Raw genomic sequence first — 17,864 nt, forward strand, 5'->3', positions numbered from 1 at the left:
AAAAACATGTTCATTCTATCGCATTAAATAACTCACTAACTGCGTTAAAAATGATTCATATAGAACAACTATATGTCACAATTTTCGCCTTGTTAATGTGCTATTTTCTTAGCGCTATAATAGATCACTTATTTAATGCAATTGGTATTATTTTCTTGGTCGCACGTTTTGTAATGCTGCTTTGATGTTTGCCTAAGCCCCGCGCCTTTTACAGGTGAAAATTGCGGCCTTGCATGCCATTTAGGCTTTATTGGCGTAAGTGGTGCCACTCTTTTTCGTGCCACCAGCATATATACACTGCCCATAGGCTTTAAATACTGCTTTGCAAATGTACGCCAAAACTCAAACCTTGAGAGCCTATTACCTCTTGCCAGTGATGAGTAGATAAAACGTTCATCACTAACAATTTCAAAACCAAGTAAATTTAACCAATCTTTAACCCTCGCAGGGGTAAAAAAGCGCCCTGTCCACGGCAGCTTTTGACCACTAAAAGGCAACATTTGTGCAAGCCCGCACAAGCTAAACGGATTAAAGCCAGTAATTAATATATAGCCGCCAGGAATAAGCGTGCGATGCGCTTCTCGTAAAATATGATGTGGATCAGAGTGATACTCTAAGCAGTGGCTTAATATACAGGCATCAATACTGTGCTCATAAAATGGCAGCTCATCGATATCTGCCACAACACCTGTATGAGGCCCCGGCTCTGCTACGCACACCTGATGTTTAATCATACTTATGCTTGTGTTCAACTCGCCACTTAAATTACCCAACTTAAGCATATGATAGCCAAACATACGCGGCAGCCATTGCTCCATCTTACGTTCGATATCTGTGCGCAAGTAATCCCCATGAGGAAACTGCTGCCACGACAGTGGTTTGGGTCCTTCTTGAAAACTAAGGGCTGGTTTCATTTTTTGAGCTCGTTATACTATGTGATAAGTGTCACTTTATAGAGCAATTTACAATGGTGCAAGTCAAAGCAATCAAAGCCTTTTCTGATAATTACATTTGGTGTCTAACTACCGATAACAGTAACCAAGCATGGGTGGTTGACCCAGGACAATCCGAGCCTGTATTGACGTATTTAGCGCAGCATAACTTAACGCTTGGTGGGATTTTAATTACGCATCATCACTACGACCACACTGATGGCGTCACTGCATTAGTTGACGCCTATTCAGGAATCTCGGTTTATGGCCCTGCGAATAGCCCGTTTAAAGGCGTTACCCACCCACTTAATGATGGGCAAAGTATCAGTGTGCTTAATACTAACTTTACTATTTTAGCGACGCCTGGGCATACGCTTGATCATATTTGTTATACAAATGCTGAACTTGCTTTTACAGGCGATACATTATTTAGCGCAGGCTGCGGGCGTTTATTTGAAGGCACTAGCGAACAAATGTGGCACTCATTTAATAAACTAAGAGCGCTGCCTGCCAGTTGCAAAGTTTATTGTACGCACGAATACACGCAAGCTAACCTCACCTTTGCAAAAGCCGTTGAACCACGTAACCCTGAACTCCTTGCCTACAGTAAAAAAATAGATGAATTACGTATTAACAATCAAATTTCCCTACCAACCTCTATCGGGCAAGAGCTAAAAATAAACCCATTTATGCGCAGTGACCTACCTACAATGACAGAGCAGGTACCAAAAGAGTTTATATTACTCACAAAAAATAATGAACCTTGGGAAAACTTTGCTAGTCTTAGAATGTTCAAAGATAATTTTTAGCGCATTTTAATTTAAAATCATAGACTTAAAATGGATAAATAATTTCAGCCTAGCGTTAAAAAGTCATCCAGTGGCAATATTTACTCATTACAGGTAGTATTCGCCGAGTTTTTTACCCAATGTATTGGTATTTATGAATAAACCTCCCCTATTAGTAGTCTTGGCGTTCGCGCTAAGTGGTTGTCAAACAGTCACAACCTTAGAGTCAGACTCTCAAATTGCCTCGCAAGCAAATCAGCAGCTAGGCGGCGCAAGTCCCAACGATATTAACAATGCATTGATGGTAAACGCACAATATCAGCAAATTGACAGTGAAGAACAAGAAGCCCCCGTGTTTGATGATGTATGGGAGCGCATCCGCTATCAACTTTCTATCGACATACCACAAAACCGCCCCGTTGTGGCAGAGCGTAATTATTACGCAAGGCACCAAGCTTACTTAGATCGTATTTCCAAACGCGCAGAGCCCTATTTGCATTTTATTGTTGAAGAGGTCGAAAAGCGTGAGATGCCAATCGAAATTGCACTATTGCCAATTGTAGAGAGTGCATTTGATCCGTTTGGTTATTCTAATCGCAGTGCATCTGGCATTTGGCAGTTTATGCCTGCAACCGGTGAGCGATTCGATTTAAAACAAAACTGGTGGTACGACGGTCGCCGTGACATTGTGCAATCGACTCGTGCTGCACTTGATTACTTATCGTATTTACATAAAACACTCGAAGGCGATTGGTTAAATGCAATTGCTGCGTATAATTCGGGTGAAGGGCGTTTAATGCGCGCGATTAAAAAGAATCGTAAAAAGCATTTACCTACCGACTTTTGGTCTCTTGATTTACCAAGAGAAACAACAGCCTATGTGCCTAAACTATTAGCCCTTGCTGATTTATTAAAACGCTCAGATGACTTTAACGTCACGTGGCAGCCTGTTATTAATGCACAAGTAGTTGAAGTGGTTGATGTTGGCTCTCAAATCGACTTAGCACTGGCTGCCGATATGGCAGATATGACACTTACTGAGCTATACAGATTAAACCCCGGCTTTAACCGCTGGGCAACTGATCCTAATGGCCCTCATTCTTTATTGTTACCTGTTGATAAAGCAGAGCAATTTAGCCAAAAACTGACACAAACAGACATTAAAGATCGTTTACGCTGGCAACAATATACAGTAGCACGCGGTGATAGCTTATCGGTAATTGCTAAAAAGTTTACAACAAGTTTGAGCGCTATTCGTTCGCTTAATAAACTCAAGTCAAATACGATTAAAGTAGGCCAACAATTATTAGTTCCGCTGACTGATGGCGCAATAAATAGCGAGCATTTACCAAAGCAAATGCGCTTAGCTGCAAATAGAAGCACACGAACTAAACTTACCCATAAAGTCAAAAGCGGCGATACATTGTGGGATATTAGCCGAGAATACGATGTGACTATGGATGAATTAGCTAAATGGAATAAGCTGAAGAAAAACTCTGTGCTGCGTTTAAATCAAAATCTTACTGTCTATAAATCAGCAAACAAGCCTCAAAGTGTTATTGCCAGCACCAACCGTACGATTACGTATAAAGTACGTCGAGGCGATTCACTTGCACGTATTGCGTCTAAATTTAACTTAGCTGTTAACGATATCATTAAGTGGAATAATTTAGCAGGTCAAAAATACTTACAACCTGGCCAAAAGCTAAAACTTAAAGTAGATGTCAGAAGTAGTTAATTTATAAAGCTATAAAAGCAAAAAGGAGCGCATGCGCTCCTTTTTTAATACCTTAAAGTTAAGGATTAAGCAGGTAGTTTTTCTAGCCATACTTTTAACCAAGGCTCGGTTACTGGCCATGGTTCAAAATCTTCACATGCATCTATTTCTAGGCGGTTGCCCACAGGCTTTGCTTGTAAATCGCGTAGTAACTCGTCAAAGCTACGCCCTGCGCCACAAAATGTATCGCCGTAGCATCTGTCACCCATCGCAATTACACCAAATGGTTTATCAGTAAGCATCGGGAAAGTGCTATTCATTGCAAAGTACAACCCAGCCAAATTACTCGGTACATCACCTTGGCCAGTTGTGGAGGTAACGATTAAAATATGCGATGCATTTTTTATATCATCAAGTGATGCCTCTGTGATTACGGTTGCAGTATGACCCGCCTGCTCTATTGTGGTTGCAACTTCATCGCTTAAACGCTCTGCACCGCCATTAACGCTGCCTACAAAAATACTAATATGTGCCATTAATAATCCTTTTCTTGCTCTGGCCAACCTAGCTGCTTGCATATTTTAAGCATGTCTTCACCTAGTGGCGCTTTAATTGTTATTGGTTCATTACTGTAAGGGTGCACAAAACTAAGCTCTGTTGCAAATAACATTAGCCGTCTTAGCTCAAAATGCTCCCTAAAAAATTGATTATGCTGGTTATCACCGTGATTTACATCACCAATAATAGGCAGTGATAAGTGCTTTAAGTGCCTGCGAATTTGATGCTTGCGCCCTGTTTTTGGAAAACACTCAACTAACGAATAACGCACTGTTGGGTACTTACCAATGGGAATAGGCAGTGCAGCTTGGTGCAAGCAATTAAACTGGGTTTGCGCTTCTTGCGGTGCTTTATCTTGATCTGCAAACTTATCGGCTATTTTATCGAGCTCTTCTTTAAGTGCTTTATCTAAAAATACCGACTCAGGTGCAAAACCACGCACTAAGGCCAAATAGCGCTTAGCAATGGTGCCTTCAATAAATAGCTGGTTCATATCGCGAGCCGCTTCAGAGCTCAGTGCAAACAGCAATACTCCCGACGTTGGCCTATCTAGCCTATGTACTGGAAATACATGTTGTCCTAGCTGGTCGCGCAGCATTTGCATAGCAAACTGGGTTTCGTGCTTATCTAAAAACGAGCGATGCACTAATAAACCTGAAGGCTTATCTATAGCCACATAGTTTTCATCTTGATACAAAATAGTCAGCTCGCCATATTCAATAGGCGCTGGGCGCTCACTCATTTGGTTCTCCTAAAAAGGCATCAAGGGCTGTTAGTAATTCAATTATTTCAGCACTTCCTGCTTTATTAATAAGCATCATTTGCGCCATAGGGGCAATCGCAAAGTTACGTGGCAGTGGTTGCTTGTGTGTTATTAATTGCTGTATTTTTTCAATAAATACAAATTGTAACCACTGCTCAAACGCCATTGTGTCATGACAAAAAGGAGTGCTTGAAAGCAGTGCATCAGCGTCTATTGGCTCACTTTGCCAAAGCGCATGCTTTTGTAAAAGTGCCGTTAGCTGCACTAAATAAGTTTGGGTTTGCTGGTACATAACCACCCTCTTTTATATATGTAATGCAATTATACCCTGTTCCCTCATAGGCGGCTATGGCGTATAATTAATGTAATTTTGCAGTAAAAACAGTTGAGAAAACAATGAGTGATCAAATAGCTACATTAGGCCAGCTTTTAGATGGTGCGGGTACTCAGTGGCGTGCTTTTGATATTGGCAGGCACATTACTAAGCTTGATAAAAAACAGTTTTTAGCTATTGAACAAGCTCAAGTGCCATACCCTTACCCTCTTGCTGGTCATGCATGGCTCGCCATTCAATTTTGGGATACTAAAGCCAGTAAAGAGCCGTATGTATGGTTTTTAAAGTTTCCACTTGATGAGCAAAGCATGCTGGTAAGTGCTAGTCGCGATCACTTTGCTGATATGGTTATTCAAGCGCTAGGGACTGAAATTACAGGTGAGCAAGCCGATGGAAAGCTTGATAATAACCCTTATGTTTTTACGCCAAACGCAAATAAATTAGCGGCATTTAACGCCCAAGTAAAAGTACTATTAAAACAGCCTGCGTCGCAGTACTACGAGCATGCGCAGTTATACTTTAGCGGTAAGGTTGGTTTTGATAACTGGCAAAGTGTTGCATTACAAGGTATTGCCGATTTTGCACTGCGCTTAGACAGCGATACAAACTTAAGTAATCTGCAAAAAGCATGGCCACATTTGCCTGTTGAAGTACTGCAACCACTCAGTGCTATGCTTGAACACGTTGAAATACCAACATCAATGAGTAAGTTACTTGTTGATTACGCACAAACAGCGATTAATAATAGCGACACTGTAGCGATAACCGCAGCACTAAGATCAATATCAAAAGGTCAAGCTCAAGGGCTGTGCGCTCAATTGGTTGATACTGTACTAAGCTCACCTGCTGGGCAAGATTCAGATGTGTTATTAACTATAGCTGGGCGCTGTTTTAAGCAGTTAGAAAACCCTGAACGCCTGCACGTATTTATGGATAACTGCGCGCATCATCAACAAATTGATGAGTTGTTTCCAAGTATTTTTGCTGACTTAGTTGCAATACCGACTATTCGCCCGCATTTATTAGGCTTATTACGTAAAGAAAATCGTAGCGAAACCCTCGCGCGTGCAATTGGAAGGTTATTCTCTTAAATGGCAAGTTTATGGACGTTCATACTTATTGGTAGTGTAATTTACTTATTTTGGCTTAACCGAAAAGTTGCTGAAGCGGCGAACGTTCATGCTAAGCGCCAAAGTGAGCAGCTTCAAGTGCAGCTGATGAGTGTTGCATGCGCTAAACGTCGCTTTGGTTTTTTAAAGAACGGCAAGCCTGGCATCAAAAGTGAATTTATATTTGAGTTTTCAAGCGACGGTGAAAATGCTTATCAAGGTGTGTTAATTATGGAAAATGAGTTTTTGAAAAGTGTGGTTGTTCCGCCGCATAAAATATAAGTGGATTTAATCTAGGGCTAAATTAAATTTACTCCAACAAAAAAAACTAAGGCGTAACTAAAGTTACGCCCCAATTGGACTGCTTCCTGCTAGATATCCGTTATCTATAAATCCGTATTATCATCCCCTGAACGAGTAAACAACCTTGTCTACCCTCACATTGCATCCTGCAATATCCATAGCCATCTTGGCAAACCTGCATAAACTAACGCTTGGCTACATCCAGTAGCATCATCCATGTTAATCCTTTGAAGTAGCTCCTGCCACTTTTGCATCCTGCAATGTCCTTTGGCCTCCTTGGCAAACTGCGTAATCTAACGCTTGGCTACATCCTGTAGCATCGTCCATGGTAATCCTTTAAATAGCGCCTGCTATTTTTGCATCCTGCATTATCCTCTTGCCTCCTTGGCAAATTGCGTAAACTAACACTTGGCTACATCCTGTAGCATCGTCCATGGTAATCCTTTAGTAGCTCCTGCCACTTTAGTGCATCATGCACTTCCTGTTCGTCCTTGTTAACTTGTCCTTTTTGCATCCTGCGAGCTTCTGCTATGTTGCCTATTCCGTATCCTTGGCAGTAACTCAGTCATTGAGCTATGTCTTCTTGACAAAGTAAAGTCTAAAGCAATTATGGAGGAGAAATAGCACTTAACATTGAAAAAATAACTGTCACAAAAATGAAAATATAAAATTAACGTTAAATAACAATGACTTAAATAAAAAAAGACCACTTAATAGTCGTCTTTAACTGATAATGCTCACGGTAATGTAAGAGATGTCTCACGGACTTACGTCCGTTTGGGCGCATTGGCTTACACATAATTTTAAATAGTTGGCTCAATTATTGATTTAAATAGTAACTCGCCATCTACTTGGTTAAAGGTAAGTTGTTTAAATGCTTCAAATTTTTCGGTTTTAAAAAATTCAATATGCTCTTTACGCGTAACAAATACAGCCATACCGGTTGACTTAGTGTTTGATTTAACTAAATCATCTAACCCTCTTAATAAATAGCGACCAAACCCCTGTCCATGAAAATGCGGATCTACAGCGATAAATGCTAAAAAATAGTAATTACCTTTGCCTGTAAGAGCATCTCTAATTGTTTGTTCTTTTTCAATTAACTGATTGGTCTGCAAATAACCAGCACTTAGCATCAACTTTAATCGCCAGTGCCAATAACGTTGAGCTTGCAGTTGGCTATTTGATTCAAATACACAGGCCACTGCTTTTAATTTATCGTCACGGTATAAACCAATAAGCGGCTGTTTCTCTTGCCAAAAACTACTGAGTTCTTCGCGAATTAATGATCGTAATTTTTTTTCATAAGCCGATTTATTTTCTTCACTATGACCGAGCATGTTTTGTAATACGGGATCGTCATGGTAAGCCTGGTAAATTAGGCTCGCTGCAGTACTAATATCTTCTGCCGCTAAATACTGTACGCTGAACGTGTCTGCTTGTGTGGCTACACTCATTGTATTTCCTTTATTATTTTAGCTATAGGCTGTTTAACTTTATACCTAACTATATACCTAAAATTATTAACCGTAAATTCAGCGAGAGTTTAACTAGCAAGAGATACAGTAAGGTACTAGTATGAATTTTCATTCATTTAAGGAGCAAGATCATGGACACGACGAAACACGACATCACAACACTATTTTCACAACTTGGGTTACCGAACTCAGAAGCTCAAATAGATGAGTTTATTGCCTCGCATGACTTACAAGACACAACACTGCTCCAAGAAGCCTCTTTTTGGGATGAAGCACAACAGCACTTTTTAGCTGAATCCCTTGCAGAAGACGGTGATTGGAGTGAAGTAATTGACGAGTTAGATGTACGCCTTCGTCAAAGTAAGTAATTTTATTTAATGTCCCTCTCCCTTATTTATTGCTAACATAGCACCTACGCAGCATTTACATGCTGCGTATTTATTTTATTAAAGAGTTATATACCTAATGAATTCAGTTGTATTTGATGCAATTAAAGTCCTTCTTGGTGAAGGCAAAACTCCTACTGTAGCATTAACTAAAAGTCGTTTGGCACAACCGGTTCCTATGCCGATGATTATTGCTGCTGTAAGTCAATATAAAAATAACCCTGATTCAATTAATAACTTCATGAGAAACCCACAGCAGCCAGATAATACTGAGCTTAAAACCAGTCAGTTAGATAGAATTGAGCAAAAACTCGATAAATTGCTTGCGCTGCTAGAACAAAAATAATTTGAGACTATACATGTTCGTTGTTGATTTAACTTTTGATTGTTACCAAGACACCACCTTAGAACAAGCCGAACAAGCAATAAATCGCTTAGTGAATGCGCTGCGTTTTAATGGTCAAATAATGGGGGAAGAATTTCCAACCGTTTTAAAGGATGGCTTTTTTATTACCCGTGTTATGTGCCCGACGGAAGATGCCATGCATCCGTTAAATAATAGTCCGTTTGTTAAGCACAGTATCGAAAAATTACACAGTGCTGGGCTACTGGCACCAAAAGTAAAAATAATTGGACAAGATATTCACTCCAATGGGGCTGATTGCTGTAAAGAACCATCGAGCTATATTTTATATACCACGTATGTACACACTTGCAGCCCACTTTATTGTGGTGATGACTTTTTACCTGTGCCGTTATTTCGTATTCCAGCAATTGCCAATGGTGATTACAAAACACTTATAAAGTGGCAAGAGGACTGGCAAGCTTGCGATCAAATTCAAATTAACGGCGCAACCCGTTGTGAATTCCCCGCACTTGAAGAAATATCGAGTATTAAAAGCGACTTATTTAGACGCGGAAAAGACATAACAAAACGCATTAGCTTTTTAACCAAAAAACCGACCTATTATTATTTATACCGCGTGGGCGGTGTAGATAAAACGTCTGAGCTTGAGCGAAAATGCCCTAGCTGTCACGGCAATTGGAAATTACCTGAGCCGTGGTTTGGGTTATTCGATTTTAGGTGCGAGCCTTGTGGCTTAGTATCTAATATATCGTGGGATTTTCAGTGATCACACTAAATCAATGAATAACAACAGCTTGGTGCTAACTGCACCGAGCTGATTGTTGAATAGACTCTAAACCTCTAGCGACTTTAAAAAAGCATCAATATTTGGTGCCAGTACATGGTGTGTTTTTTTGCCTACGTGCTCTAAACACACTTCACCGGTGTGAATCAAAACACTTACCAGCAAATCATCTTGATCTGTTAAACCAATAAACACCGTTTCTGGCTGTTTTAACTTACGTTTCATTAAAACGTGACCCGTTATATTTTGTTGTAATAAATTAAAGTCTTCTTCATTCCACGCTTGAAGTAATTCCACTTTGTGGCCATCAATACTGGCTAAAATACTGCCGCCGTACATATGCCCGTATAAAATACTAAGCTCTTTTGGAAATTCAAGCTCAAGTGCACTGGCTAAATTGTTTAGTGACCCCGTAGGCTGCTGCAAAGCCCCCTGCCACTGAATGTTTCCTTGCTCGTCTACCTCTCCTACTTCGCACGGACTTGGCCACTGCTCATCATGAGCAATCAGCGGGTATTTTGAGGTTTTTTTAAAGGTTTTTTCACTAAATTGTGTGTGAAGTTGGGCTAACTGCATAGCAACAGACATACTGTGAAACTCATTCAAATTAGATATAATGCTCCTATTGTAACTATTTAAGAGCAAACATGACAGATTACAGCAATTCTCCAGATCTAAAAGGCAGTGTATTAGGCCAATCTACCGAGTATGTGGATGTGTATACACCGAGCTTGCTTTTCCCTATTGCACGCAAGCTAAATCGTGATGCTTTAAATATTGATGAAGCCGCACTCCCGTTTAAAGGACAAGACATTTGGACTGGTTACGAGCTTTCATGGCTTAATGCTAAAGGCAAACCACAAGTGGCTGTCGCCCTCTTTATTTTTGAATGTCAGAGCAGCCATATTATTGAGTCAAAGTCGTTTAAACTTTATTTGAATAGCTTTAACCAAACCCGATTTGAAAGCATTGAGGTAGTAAAACAGCACTTAATTGATGACTTATCAAGCGCGGTTAACAGCCCCGTAAAAGTAACCTTATATAAGGCTGATGAATTTAATTGCTTACCATGCACCCCCCTGCCTGGCGAATGTATTGATGACTTAGATATTGAAATTGATAATTACCATATTGACGCGCATTCGCTTAAATCACAACGTGATGAACTCGTAACTGAAACCCTGCATAGCCACTTACTAAAATCTAACTGCTTAATTACCTCGCAACCTGATTGGGCCAGCATTATTATTAGGTATACGGGAGAGAAAGTTTGCAGAGAGTCACTATTACGTTATTTAATTTCGTTCAGAACGCATAACGAGTTTCATGAACAATGTGTAGAGCGTATTTATAGCGATTTAACCACGCAGCTTAATATTAAAGAGCTAGAGGTTTACGCACGTTATACCCGCCGTGGTGGGCTTGATATAAATCCGTATCGCTCTACGCATTATAACGATACACCGTTCGCGGTTAAAATTAATCGTCAGTAAGTTTTTTACACTGGAATATGAGTGTTGAAAAAGGAGCCTTGGCTCCTTTTCTATTTGTATATTTAATTAATACCAATTCGCTTAATTAAGTGAGCTATTTTGAGGCTGGGAAAACGTGTTGATAGCTAGGCAAAAAAATTGCTATTTAACCTGAACTCTGGTTAAGAGATTTACTAACATATTGAATCATGGTGATATTTAAATTTATTTTCTCTAGCCAAAGATTTTCAGTGAAAACAAGGCGAATTTACGCGTCAATAGCTGGCCTATTGCAAGTAAATTCAACGCAGTTAGCGCTGAAAATAGCTGCTAGAGATAGATTTATTATCCAGAGTTCAGGTTATTTAGTTGTTCTCGGTAATTGCTCCTGCATTGCTCTACCTTCTGCATCCATGCAGTCGTAAATGAGAATTTTTTAACGCAGGTAGCGACACGTTTAGCCCCGCAAAATGATTAAGTATTATTGCGGATTGGTATAACTTCGCGCTTAGTGGGTATCGGCATGCCACACACATCAACGTAGTTATGTGCTTTAACAAACCAAGGTTCATTACGGTTTTTACGAGCACGGATCAAATCTTTAAACACCGGTGAATTTGTTTTCATTGCTTTAAAGATACTTTTATCGCTTTGGACATCGCCAAGCACTTGTATATTCGTAATTAGATTAAATGCTTTACCTTCAATTGGTGTACGCGCTAAACGGTTAAAATGCTCTATCCCTTCTAGCACTCGGCCGAACACCGTAATATTTTTATCAAGATAACGCGGCCCTTGCCCTATCGTTACAAAAAACTCCGTGCTCGCACTATTTATATCGTTATCGCGCGCCATTGCAAACACACCACTGCAGTGTACTTGCCATGTTTGCGTATGTGCTGAATTTTGAGCTACTGCAAAGCCGTTTAAAAAACCGGTAACTGGCGCATATCCGTCGCCATTTAGCTCAGTAATTAAAAGTGGTTTATTTGTTGTTAAATAAAACTCAGCAGGAACTGTTTTATCTGCCGTTTTAATTAACTTTTTACTCGAGCTATCGCCACCTTGTGCGACAAAACCTTCAACAAACCGATAAATGCTAGTATTTTTATAGAACCCTTCTCGCGCTAACTTTTTAATATTTTGAGTGTGCTTTGGGGCAAGCTGTTCATTAAGCTCAATATACGCATCGCCCGTTGGCAGCGTTATCTTTAAAATATTTTGCGCGTCAACTACTCGCCAGTCGTTATCTGTTGCACTGGCAACTACCTCACTCGCGCTCATTAAAGGTAACGATTGTTTAGTAACGTCCTTGTTATGTATTTGAGCGCAACCACTTAGTAAAGCGGCTAACAAAACCGACAATATCATTTTTTTCATCACTCACATCCTTAGAATTATTATTTTAGTTATTCCCAGTCAAATTTATATAGCACATCAACATTTTGATACAACCCACTGGTTATCTCTATATATAACTGTGAAAGTAATTGATAGCGCACAGCCACTTCACTCAATGAGTCAAAAATACCGACGCTATATTTTACTTGTAAACTAGGTGCAACATAACCTGATATTTCTACTTTGGTGTTATCGCCAGTACCCTTAGAGCTTAAGCTCACATCCGACAAACCAAACGTCTCACCCACCTTAGAAACCACCCCCTCACTTCGGCTCACACCTTGAGAAAGTAGCAGTTGTGTAAGCATAGCGTCGCTTGAGCTGTCACCTTCTCCTAGTGGTTGCCCATTAAGTAAATACGCAAGTGCTTGAGCTTGATCCATTGCAGGCTCAGAAAATATTTTAAGTGTTGGCTGCTTTATAGTACCTGTAAGGGTAACGCCTGCAATAACATCATTTGCAGTATTTTCTGGATTACGAATAGCTTTAATATTTAAGTATGGCTGCTCTATAGAGCCACTAAAGCCAATTTGACCTGTCCTTATTATTAAATCTTGTCCAAATGCTAAGTAAGTCCCTTCAATTAAATTAAGCTCACCAGTTGCAATCGTGGGCGCTCCCTGGCTCATTTTAATTGCTAAATCTCCAGCGACTCTTGATGCCAAACCAAAGGACTCTACTTTCACATCATTTTTTAAAATAAGTTTTAAGTCAACATCGTAATCAAAAGGCATCTTTTTAGTTGCTGCTGATTTTTGATCCACTATAATTTCATCATCACTCACTTGTACCGCCCCCTCTGGCAGCTCTTCAATCTCTATACGGCCATAGGGTACAATCACTTCACCAACAAGCTTTAATGCGTTATTGGCTAAGCCTATTTTTAAATCTGGTGATACTTTAAACACAACACCTTGCTGCGCACGTACAAAAAATTGCTCACCTAATACAGATACGTTAACGATAGGCTGTTCGCCTTGCCAATCAACATCACCACTTAACTTAATTTTGCCACCTTGAGGGTCGTTTAAATTGCCTTTAACTGTTGCTGTTGTTTTGTTAAATAAGATATTTACATTCGACTTTTCAAGAGCAATAGGCAGCTGTTCACCTGCTAAATTAATGTCTTCAATATTCAGTTCGCCATCTAAAAGAGGATCCTTTAACGTACCGGTTAAGGCCACTTGCCCGCTGATAGCGCCCTTTATCTGTTCAAGTGTTTCTAAGAAAGGTTGTATGTCTGATAATAAAACCTTATCTATATTCACATTCCCCTTTAGACTTTGTTTATTTTGTATATCATCGATATTTATTTGCGTGGTAATTTTACCCAGTACACTGGATTCTAAATTAGCCTCAAACTTGCCTATTTGCGAATCTGAAAACGCACTGATGTGTAATGTCTCTATTGGCAATTTAAAGCGGTCTTCTTCTGAGGTGAGAATTGCGGTTAATTCACTGGCATTTAAGTTAGCGCGTAATGTTTTAAGCGCACCTGACTGCCAATTTGCAGCAAAGTCACCCTTTACGTCGCCTTGTGTGCGAATATTATTGGGCAATAAGTGCTTGAGTTCTTCAAGTGATAAGTTACTTAGCTTTGCACTAAGCTGCCCAAGTGTATTCGTTTGCAATAAAGTATCTATGCACAATTTACTTTTCGCCGATTGCCAACAATGCGCACTTACATCAAAATCATTATTTTGTGTGTTTACCATTAAGGCAATTTTTTTTGTGTTGCTAAAAATTAATTTATTATCACTCAACGTTATATTGCTTATTTCACCATTCCATACGCTGCTATTCATTTTTCCGTTAACTTCAAACTCTACAGCGCCTTTTTCTGCATCTACTGATGCGGTAACTTGGTGATCTGTTTTGTCGCCACTAATATCAATTTTTACGCTGTTAATTTGCTGTTCGACCACAAGTGCCGAGCCAACACTTACCGCAACATCGGTTTGCCAATCGGCTGCGGTATCTAAATGCCCTTTTAGTGACAGTTTATTTATATTAATTTCATTAAAAATAAAGCTCTCTAGCATTAACGCCAAGTCAACGGATGGAGTAAGCCTATCCCCTCTCACTTTTAAATCAGCATTGCCATTAGCAATAAATGGCAAATTAGCCTCACCATCACTTTTTAGCATTACTTTGCCATCAACCTGCCAAGTGTCGTCAACGTGTCCGGTTAATGCTAACTCATTGATGCCGCTAGTTAAATAAAAGCTATCAATATTAGCTTTTAACGTATTGTCTAGCTTAAAGTTTGAAGCGAACTCTAACGGTACGTCATTAAGTAATCCGCTTAACGTTGTATTATTCATTTGTAGCTGCCATTTATCGTCAGCGGCATTAAACGAGCCTTTAAACTGACCTGAAATATCACTGGTGATGGCATCAGTTAAGTACTGCGCTTTTAAGTTAGCAAGCGTGCCATTAAAGTTAGCCTGTATGCCTTTTTGCCAATCAATATTAGCGTTTATAGTGGCACTGCTTTCGTTCGCTTTAATACTTAGCGCTTGTAAGGCTGCTTTGCTGAGACTGCCTTTTAATTGGGTATTTAAGTCAACCGCTGGGTACGCACCTAGTTGGCTACTCGCCTGCAATGTAAGCTGATAGTCGTCGGCATTACCTTGTGCATTAAGACTAACATTTTGCACTTTAAGCTCATTACTTTGTGCATCAATAAGCCACTGTTTAATTTTGCCATTTAACTCAAACGGATAGTTTTTTTGCTTTAAATTTGCTGTTGCCGTTACATTGAGCGGGTATTGTCCCTGCGTTTCTAAATTTAGGTTTAAGTTTGATAAATCACCACTCAACTGCAAGTTGGCTTGGTGCTCTTCACTTTGTAAAACAACATTCCCTTTTACGGGCAAGTTCCCTGCAAGCTCTGCGTTAAGATGCGTATTAAGCTGCCACTGTTCATACTTTGCTGATAATGACTCTAAATTAACAATTGCATCTTCCACACTTAATTGCAGCGCTATGCTCTCAATCACATACTGAATTTCGTCTTGCTCTATCGTGACTTTAGCTATTTCAAACTCTTCAATGACTAAGTCAAGTGGTGAAGTAAATTCTATATTAGGCAATGCTGGTAGCTGCGTTATGGGCGCTTGAGTATTTTGCGCAGTTTGTGCTTTAGCGTCTTGCTCTTTTAATGCAACCAGTATACTGGGGATATTCAGGCTTTTAACTGTTAGCTTTGAATCGTCTGCTCTTGCTGAGAGTTTAAAGTTATTAACGCTTACTTTTGCACTTGGATGCTCTAGAGTGAATTTATTTATCGCAATGTTTTTTACAGCAATATTAAAAGGTAAGCTGATTTTTTCAAGTGTCTGTGCAGGGATTTGCTCTTGTGACTCTGTGGTGTTTAGTAACGTTAAATCTATAGATTTAGCGCTGAAGTTATCTATACAAATACCATCGCACTGCCACCAAAATAAATTGAGCTTTAATTGCTGAGCATTAAAATCAAGTCCATCGTTCTTAAATCGTACGTTAAACGTATCGTTATATAAAAAACGCCCATTTTTTATATCTATGTTCAAACCATCCACTGCTTTATTAGCACTGTAAGCTATAAACTGATTACCCGGCGCGGTAAATAATAAACAAAATAATATAACTAAAAGGCTCACTAATATGGCACTTGCGACTGCGGTTACTTTTTTAAATACTGACATTAAATTTCAGGCCCTATAGTAATACTCAAACGCGTACTTTTACTGTCTTTAGTTACGCCCCATGCATGGTCGATTCTGACAGGGCCCACAGGTGTTAAATAGCGAAAGCCAAACCCAGCACCCACTTCGAATTGGTCTGAAAAATCATTTGTTGCCGTACCACCATCTACAAACAAAGCAGCTCGCCAATTTTGAGCAAACTGGTAATTATATTCAACAGTACCCGATAGTAAATACTTACCCCCAATCAATTCGCCTTCGTCGTTTTCTGGTGAAATAGACTGGTACGCAAAGCCTCGAACACTTTGATCACCACCGGCGTAAAAGCGCAGTGAAAATGGTACGTTGCTTATATCATCAACAAGCATGGCTCCCACATTGCCTTTTAAAAAAACTAAATGGCGATCTAAATACGTCCTTAACCAAGCATGCTGTAATTGCACTCTTATTAAATTAGTACTCGAGAGCATGTCATCTAGAGCGAATTCAGCAGATACCAACCACTGCTCTCCCCAATAAGGCGTAGTTCCCCCTTTCGATTTTTTACGTGCATAACTAATACCCGGCATTAACATTTCAGTGGTTTTTTCTACTTCATCCCCTATTCGATAGGTTTCTTGGTCGCGGCGTAAAAATGCAGTTCTTACCCACTTGTTTTCAGTCAACCATTGGCGTTGAACTTGCCCTGTTAGTATTTTGCTATAAGTGTCGTTTGTCAGTTCATCTTCTAATTTGTAACCGACCGAGAAGCGCCATAAGTCATCATTAGGATCATCAATAGGTACTGTGTAGGCCATTGAAATGTCTTGCTGCTTTTGTGACACATTTAGATTGCTTTCGAGGTAATGCCCATTTTCTGTTATCCATGGTTTAGACCATTTAAAACGTACTTTGGGGCCTAAATCGGTGCTATACCCACCACCAATTTCATAACTATTTGCTGGTTTGTGTAAAACATCGACCTTAATTGGCACTTGGCTATTTTTACGTGCTGCAATATCAGCGTATACACGCACACTTGCAAAGTAAGGGGTACTTGATAAATCAAGATTGTAATCGGCAATAAGCGTTGATTTATAGGACTGGCCCACAGAGAAAGGCGCTAAAGATCGAATATATTTTGCAGCCGGTGTTTTATTCGCTATATCAACATTACCAAACTGATAGCGCACACCGGTATCAATTAAAAACGTAATAGCTGCGCTATTTTTTTTAAGCGACACTTCTAGTTTTCTTGCTGGCCATTTTGCATCAAAATAACCTAATTCTAATAACATCGACTCTATTTTTTTATGGGCTGAATCGTAAATACCATGATTTAAGACATCACCTTGTTTAATATTGATGTTTTTTACTAATGCTTGAAGAGCTTCATCATTTTTACCATCACCCTTTAAAGCAACGTTAATTGACTCAATTCGGGTTGCAGGGCCTCGTTCAACTTTAACAATTAAGTCGCTGTCGTTTTTGTCAAAATCAACCTCAACAACAGGGCTGTAATAACCTAGCGCTTTTATACTGTTTTCAACTTGTTTTTTAGCATAGCGGCGCAGTGTACGTGTTGGTTTTTCACCAATGAGTTGTTTTAAATAAAGAGCAACGTTATTTTCTAGCTCGCCACCAAGCCCTTTTATTTCATAATCTTCAATCACTTTCTCAGAAGAAAAAGCCTGCGTATTAAAAAAAATGAATAAGACACACATACAACGTAAAAACTGATTGAACAAGTAAATATCCTTTGCTTTATATTTTTAAAATATCGTTGATTTCAGCTCGCATATTA

General features: G+C 39.5%; 17 protein-coding genes. 8 read left to right on the plus strand and 9 right to left on the minus strand.

The features are described from left to right. Positions 1 to 128: 128 nt before the first annotated feature. Complete coding sequence (locus PALI_RS00405; RefSeq protein ID WP_193154410.1) at positions 129 to 914, minus strand: class I SAM-dependent methyltransferase; 786 nt, start codon at positions 912 to 914, stop codon at positions 129 to 131. A gap of 53 nt (positions 915 to 967) precedes the next feature. On the opposite strand from PALI_RS00405, the gene gloB reads away from it, so the two are divergent. Together gloB and PALI_RS00415 are read left to right on the plus strand one after the other, a co-directional pair. Further along, a complete protein-coding gene (gene gloB / locus PALI_RS00410) occupies positions 968 to 1,741 on the plus strand; it encodes a hydroxyacylglutathione hydrolase (protein ID WP_193154411.1) in 774 nt (257 codons plus the stop codon). Between the two features lie 133 nt (positions 1,742 to 1,874). Then, the gene (locus tag PALI_RS00415) at positions 1,875 to 3,458 is read left to right on the plus strand and encodes a LysM peptidoglycan-binding domain-containing protein (protein ID WP_193154413.1); all 1,584 of its coding nucleotides are present in this window, start codon (positions 1,875 to 1,877) and stop codon (positions 3,456 to 3,458) included. A 65-nt stretch (positions 3,459 to 3,523) separates the two neighbouring features. Here the strand turns inward: PALI_RS00415 and PALI_RS00420 are convergent, their stop codons facing one another. From PALI_RS00420 to PALI_RS00430, 3 genes are read right to left on the minus strand one after another with little or no spacing between them, the layout of a single operon-like run. Beyond that, positions 3,524 to 3,973, minus strand: coding sequence for a flavodoxin (locus tag PALI_RS00420; protein ID WP_193154415.1), 450 nt, complete (start codon positions 3,971 to 3,973; stop codon positions 3,524 to 3,526). Further along, positions 3,973 to 4,737: a tRNA pseudouridine(65) synthase TruC gene (gene truC, locus PALI_RS00425; protein ID WP_193154417.1), complete on the minus strand. Its 765-nt coding sequence runs from the start codon at positions 4,735 to 4,737 to the stop codon at positions 3,973 to 3,975. The genes PALI_RS00420 and truC overlap by 1 nt, the downstream gene beginning before the upstream one ends. Beyond that, positions 4,730 to 5,050 (minus strand): YqcC family protein, encoded by a 321-nt coding sequence (locus PALI_RS00430; RefSeq protein ID WP_077537528.1) that lies wholly within the window; start codon positions 5,048 to 5,050, stop codon positions 4,730 to 4,732. Before PALI_RS00430 ends, truC begins: the two co-directional genes overlap by 8 nt. 104 nt (positions 5,051 to 5,154) lie before the next feature. Between PALI_RS00430 and PALI_RS00435 the strand changes: the two genes are divergently transcribed. Together PALI_RS00435 and PALI_RS00440 are read left to right on the plus strand one after the other, a co-directional pair. Further along, on the plus strand, positions 5,155 to 6,183 hold the full coding sequence (locus PALI_RS00435) for a DUF3549 family protein (RefSeq protein WP_077537527.1): 1,029 nt from the start codon (positions 5,155 to 5,157) through the stop codon (positions 6,181 to 6,183). Continuing rightward, positions 6,184 to 6,483 (plus strand): DUF3301 domain-containing protein, encoded by a 300-nt coding sequence (locus PALI_RS00440; protein WP_138586454.1) that lies wholly within the window; start codon positions 6,184 to 6,186, stop codon positions 6,481 to 6,483. It abuts the gene before it with no gap. A gap of 824 nt (positions 6,484 to 7,307) precedes the next feature. On the opposite strand, the gene PALI_RS00445 is transcribed toward PALI_RS00440, so the two are convergent. Then, positions 7,308 to 7,961: a GNAT family N-acetyltransferase gene (locus PALI_RS00445; RefSeq protein ID WP_193154419.1), complete on the minus strand. Its 654-nt coding sequence runs from the start codon at positions 7,959 to 7,961 to the stop codon at positions 7,308 to 7,310. Positions 7,962 to 8,113: 152 nt separating this feature from the next. Between PALI_RS00445 and PALI_RS00450 the strand changes: the two genes are divergently transcribed. The 3 genes from PALI_RS00450 (at position 8,114) to PALI_RS00460 (ending at position 9,501) form a co-directional block, all read left to right on the plus strand. After that, entirely contained in the window at positions 8,114 to 8,350 is a 237-nt protein-coding gene (locus PALI_RS00450) for a DUF2789 domain-containing protein (RefSeq protein WP_193154421.1), read from the plus strand. Between the two features lie 97 nt (positions 8,351 to 8,447). Next, positions 8,448 to 8,714, plus strand: a complete 267-nt coding sequence (locus PALI_RS00455; RefSeq protein ID WP_193154423.1) for a hypothetical protein — start codon at positions 8,448 to 8,450, stop codon at positions 8,712 to 8,714. Between the two features lie 13 nt (positions 8,715 to 8,727). Beyond that, entirely contained in the window at positions 8,728 to 9,501 is a 774-nt protein-coding gene (locus tag PALI_RS00460; RefSeq protein ID WP_182701746.1) for a Zn-ribbon-containing protein, read from the plus strand. Positions 9,502 to 9,567: 66 nt separating this feature from the next. Here PALI_RS00460 and syd read toward each other — a convergent pair whose 3' ends face one another. After that, positions 9,568 to 10,107 (minus strand): SecY-interacting protein, encoded by a 540-nt coding sequence (gene syd / locus PALI_RS00465; RefSeq protein WP_193154476.1) that lies wholly within the window; start codon positions 10,105 to 10,107, stop codon positions 9,568 to 9,570. Positions 10,108 to 10,166: 59 nt separating this feature from the next. Between syd and queF the strand changes: the two genes are divergently transcribed. Continuing rightward, positions 10,167 to 11,012 (plus strand): NADPH-dependent 7-cyano-7-deazaguanine reductase QueF, encoded by an 846-nt coding sequence (gene queF / locus PALI_RS00470; protein ID WP_077537520.1) that lies wholly within the window; start codon positions 10,167 to 10,169, stop codon positions 11,010 to 11,012. A gap of 453 nt (positions 11,013 to 11,465) precedes the next feature. Here the strand turns inward: queF and PALI_RS00475 are convergent, their stop codons facing one another. From PALI_RS00475 to PALI_RS00485, 3 genes are read right to left on the minus strand one after another with little or no spacing between them, the layout of a single operon-like run. Next, the gene (locus tag PALI_RS00475; protein WP_193154425.1) at positions 11,466 to 12,371 is read right to left on the minus strand and encodes a peptidylprolyl isomerase; all 906 of its coding nucleotides are present in this window, start codon (positions 12,369 to 12,371) and stop codon (positions 11,466 to 11,468) included. A gap of 29 nt (positions 12,372 to 12,400) precedes the next feature. Next, complete coding sequence (tamB, locus tag PALI_RS00480) at positions 12,401 to 16,081, minus strand: autotransporter assembly complex protein TamB (RefSeq protein WP_193154426.1); 3,681 nt, start codon at positions 16,079 to 16,081, stop codon at positions 12,401 to 12,403. Next, positions 16,081 to 17,808, minus strand: a complete 1,728-nt coding sequence (locus PALI_RS00485; protein WP_193154427.1) for an autotransporter assembly complex protein TamA — start codon at positions 17,806 to 17,808, stop codon at positions 16,081 to 16,083. Before PALI_RS00485 ends, tamB begins: the two co-directional genes overlap by 1 nt. Positions 17,809 to 17,864: the final 56 nt, after the last annotated feature.

Origin of the sequence: Pseudoalteromonas aliena SW19, from assembly GCF_014905615.1 — a bacterium.
In the GTDB taxonomy this organism is placed as follows: Bacteria; Pseudomonadota; Gammaproteobacteria; order Enterobacterales; family Alteromonadaceae; genus Pseudoalteromonas; species Pseudoalteromonas aliena.